General features: G+C 40.5%; 3 protein-coding genes and 1 pseudogene. 1 reads left to right on the top strand and 3 read right to left on the bottom strand.

Annotated features, from left to right (window positions below; genetic code table 11):
* Positions 1-78: 78 nt before the first annotated feature.
* Positions 79-1,235 (top strand): annotated as a pseudogene (locus tag ACT3RM_RS16950) (benzoate/H(+) symporter BenE family transporter).
* A gap of 60 nt (positions 1,236-1,295) precedes the next feature.
* Here the strand turns inward: ACT3RM_RS16950 and ACT3RM_RS16945 are convergent.
* From ACT3RM_RS16945 to ACT3RM_RS16935, 3 genes are read right to left on the bottom strand one after another with little or no spacing between them, the layout of a single operon-like run.
* The gene (locus ACT3RM_RS16945; protein ID WP_441834325.1) at positions 1,296-2,339 is read right to left on the bottom strand and encodes a DUF2955 domain-containing protein; all 1,044 of its coding nucleotides are present in this window, start codon (positions 2,337-2,339) and stop codon (positions 1,296-1,298) included.
* A gap of 9 nt (positions 2,340-2,348) precedes the next feature.
* Positions 2,349-3,410, bottom strand: coding sequence for an HlyD family secretion protein (locus ACT3RM_RS16940; RefSeq protein ID WP_441992906.1), 1,062 nt, complete (start codon positions 3,408-3,410; stop codon positions 2,349-2,351).
* A gap of 3 nt (positions 3,411-3,413) precedes the next feature.
* Complete coding sequence (locus tag ACT3RM_RS16935; protein WP_441992905.1) at positions 3,414-3,890, bottom strand: MarR family winged helix-turn-helix transcriptional regulator; 477 nt, start codon at positions 3,888-3,890, stop codon at positions 3,414-3,416.
* Between the last annotated feature and the right edge of the window lie 527 nt (positions 3,891-4,417).

Genomic DNA, 4,417 nt, shown 5'->3' with positions numbered 1-4,417 from the left:
GAGTTCATTGTTGCTAGTAATTATGAAAAAAACATGTATAACTAGCCGCATAACTAATTGAATAAAAACAAGGTATTTATGCAACTTTCCGATCAATTGATAAATCGTTTAACCGCAGGCTTAGTTGCCGTGATTATAGGTTTTACAAGTTCTATTGCATTGATTTATCAGGTAGTTATAGTTCTTGGTGGAACAGCGGATTTGGTTGCAAGCTGGGTACTAACACTTGGATTGGCAATGGGAGTAACAACCATTGGTTTATCGTACTATTATAAAGTCCCTATTTTAATTGCTTGGTCAACGACAGGCGCCGCATTACTGATCTCAAGCGCACAAGGTTATAGTTTAAATGAAGCGGTGGGGGCCTTTATACTGAGCGCCTTTTTAGTCTTTATTTGCGGCATAACGGGTTGGTTTGAAAAGATAATGGAGCGAATTCCAAGTCAAATAGCCTGTGCTATGTTAGCCGGTGTACTGGTTACATTGGTATTGATGTATTTAACTTTATGAGTGATACCCCTTTTTTGATAGGTATTATGATACTGGTTTATTTACTCAGTAAACGCTTTATACCGCGCTTTACCATGCTCATGGTATTAGTTACGGGGTTCTCGATAGCGGGCTTCACTGGTCAAATAGATACCAGTAGCTGGCAATGGAAAATGAGTGAATTTGTCTATATTGCGCCGGTGTTTAATTTTCAGGCGATGGTAAGCATCGGTATTCCACTTTATATAGTGACCATGACTTCACAAAACTTACCGGGTATTGCTGTATTAAAAGCCCATAATTACAAAGCGCCGGTATCAGCGACGCTTAATATCACCGGTTTGACTAATATTTTGATAGCGCCTTTTGGTGGATATTCTATCAATCTCGCGGCAATCACTGCAGCTATGTGTATGACTAAAGACGCTGACAGTGATCCAAGCAAACGCTACTGGGCAAGCATTGCTGGGGGTGGGTTTTATATTGTCATGGCTATTAGCGCAGCCACTTTAGTTGGGCTGGTTGCCAGCTTACCGCAATCACTCATTTTAGCTCTCGCTGGCATTGCATTATTTACTACAATTGCTTCGAGCTTAGAGCAAGCATTGTCTGATAGTTACTACACAGAAGCCGCCATAATCACATTTTTAGTCACCGCTTCAGATTTAACGTTATTCTCAATAGGTGCTGCTTTTTGGGGAATTTTAGCCGGATTGCTCACACTTTGGTTACTGCCAAGAAAGTAAAAATACGTGCATCACACTTAGCGTATTACGCAGTAACTTACTATCGTTACTGCGTATGATTTATTCGAAGGTATGGTGGCGGGTAACACTAAAACGGTTTAAGAGATGATGCATAATATACACAGCACACAAGCTCACTAAAATAGCCACAGATACAGACGTAAAGCGATATAACGCGCTATATACCAAATCCTGACCAGGCCCAAGGTACTGACCAAATAGGATACCAAACGTCGTGATCACGCCAAATCTAACTCCAGGGATACTGCCGTTTAGAATGTGGTAACGGCTAAATATAAAAGTAAAAAACCATAATATAAATACCGGAAAAACGAGTATGTTGGAGTGATCATATAAAAACAACTGTGCTACTAAAGCAATATTACAACCAATTAATGTTCCTATTGCACGCTGCCAACCTGCCATTCCTGCAGCTTTCCAACACAGGGGGAATAAAATTAAAATTGATGCGGCTTGAGCTGATATCGAATCTTGTAAATCAAAAACCTGGAATACCACAAAAGATAATGTAGCCACCGTAGCGCATAATAAAACTTCATGGCGTACGCTTTCTTTCGCTTTTTCTGGTATTTGTCGTGCTTGGCGAGGCTCAACATCAGGGAATACAAAGTGCATTAACATCGCCCCAAAGACAGTGATCACCACGGCTAAACCATTACTGATAATTAGTGGATAAACACTTGTTCCATTAACAACATAACTTGAAAAATGTAGCTGGATAGATAACCCAACTACACTCAAAGCACCAAATAAAAAGTTAGTTCCTAAACTCATTTGGTAAAACAAAAAAGCAAAAGCTAAAAATATTAACCCCGTCATAACGACTGGTAAGTGCGAGAATCCCCCCTGTATCACTAGCACAAACAAACCACTAAATGCAGCACTTGCAAAAAATTGACGTACTATATGCCCATTCAATACTGGCACTAACCCCAATAACAACATGGGGTAAACGGTAAAAAATATACCGTTGGGCCAATTCATTAATTTAGCTAAAGTAAAACCAAGGGCACTACCGCCAGCAATACGCAGAGCTTGACGTAAGCCATTGTTATCAAGTTTTGGGGCGACATTACTCGACATATAGCCTCCCTAGTAAATATAATGTAGTAAGCTAATTGCACGAATTTGAGCATTAGCAAACCACTGCCCAATAGTCGACTCTGGTAATAGTTGCACTGTTGCCCGCGCACCGCTGGGTAAACTAGTTAATAGCTGCGAATCCTCTAACTCGATATGAATTCGTTGACGTTGTGCGTCACGTACCCAACGATTACTTGAATCCATACTACTTAATAACCCATTTGCACTTAGTTGCCCATCGCTAACCCCTGCTTCAAACGAGCTAATACGCGCACTAAATACCTGGTCTGGTAAAGAATCAAACGTCACTCTTGCCTGACTTCCGACACGACTATTGGTCAGTGATTTTTCACGGAAATCTGCCACTAGATCTGCTCGACTAGCAACAATGGCTAATAATGGTTGGCCTTTATTTGCATATGTCCCGCTAGTTAGTTGTAAATTAGCTACTTGACCATCCACCTCAGCACTAACCTGTGAATATGACAAATTAAGCTTAGCTTGCTCAAAAGAGTTGCGAGCATGACGAAGTGCTAGGTTATCATTACCAACTTGGCCGCGTGCTAGTTTAGCTTCAGTCAACTTAGCCTCAATAGCTGCGACATTCGCTTTACTAGATTGAAAGTTAGCATTTATCGATTCATATTCTTGCTCTGAAATAGAGCGTTTTTGTAAGAGTGATTCGCTACGTTCATATAATAAGCGCTGCTCATACAGTTTTGCGTTAGCCGCAGCAAGCTCTGCTTCTATTGCTTTTATACTGCTATCTAAACGTTGATTTTGCAGCTTCGCATCCGCCAACGTTAGCTCAGCTTGTTGCGCTGCAAGTTTAAATGGTGTGGCGTCGATACTAAAAAGTATTTGGTGCTTATCAACATGCTCATTATTACTGACCAGCACCTGATTAACACGTCCACTAACCTGAGGCGTTACTTGTACAACAGGATGATAAACACGGGCTTGTGGTGTGGCTGGTAAATACATATCTGCAATCACAAAATATATAAAAGCAATAATAAACCCAAAAAGTGAAATTTTCACATAACGGGCAAACTTTTGATCTGGCGTCATAGGTTATTTACTTCCTGTGAGTTTAACAATACAGCTTTCGGCATTGCTTTGCATTTGTACTAAGCCAAAGGCCATCGTGTTGAGCTGATCTGTAGTAAGGTCAGCATATAATTGTTGTTTAATATCAGCCATGAGCACCTTTAACGTACTTAGTAACTGTATACCTTGCTCTGTAAAATAAAGCTTCTTACTGCGCTTATCGTGTTCATCAACTTGACGAGTAATAATTTTTTGCTGCTCGAGCTGCTTTATAGTGCGTGTCAGGGAGGGCATTTCTATACCTAGGCTCTCTGCGAGCGCATGTTGTGTAGCTCCCTCAGATAAGTGATGCAGATGGATCATTGCCGTCCACCTAGATTGTGTAAGCCCTAACGGCTCAACAGCCAAAGTCACTGCATCGCGGCATAGTCGAAATACCCGGCCCATACTGCCACACAAGCTTAGATCTAAAGTTTCATGAAAAGGAAGAGAAGAAGTCATAACACACCTTATTACTTAGCATGCTAACTAATATACATTACTTAGCACGCTAAGTAAATGTTTTTGTCATGCTAACGACGAGTATAGTTTAAATAATAAAAAGGGGGACGCGTTCACAACCGACCACCGAGATAACAATAATGATAGTTGCTTAGCTTCATACCAAAGAGTAGGGCGCGCGGCAAAACAACACAAAAATTACGGCTGATAATAAGGTTTACTTAATATACTCAGTGGCAACCTTAGTCGTGGCAGGACGTATAAAAAGCCAAGAAGCATTATACTAAGGGTGTGAATAAAAGGTGGGTTTAAGCGGTACCTATTAATAACCTGTGGCTCTTAACTGAAAGATAAAAAACAACTCACGATACATTCAAACAAGCAGGCAAGCCTGAATGTATCGTTAAAGTGCTTATTACAATAGCTATTACAGTCGTAATACGTGCCTAAAAGTTAAGTAAATTAGCCGGTGAATACTGATCTGTCAGTACTTTAGTATCCTCAGGCCAATCCCTATTTCCTTTAGC

Origin of the sequence: Pseudoalteromonas sp. AOP7-A1-14 (assembly GCF_052376275.1) — a bacterium.
GTDB lineage: Bacteria > Pseudomonadota > Gammaproteobacteria > Enterobacterales > Alteromonadaceae > Pseudoalteromonas.
This window is presented reverse-complemented; position numbering and strand designations above follow the sequence as displayed.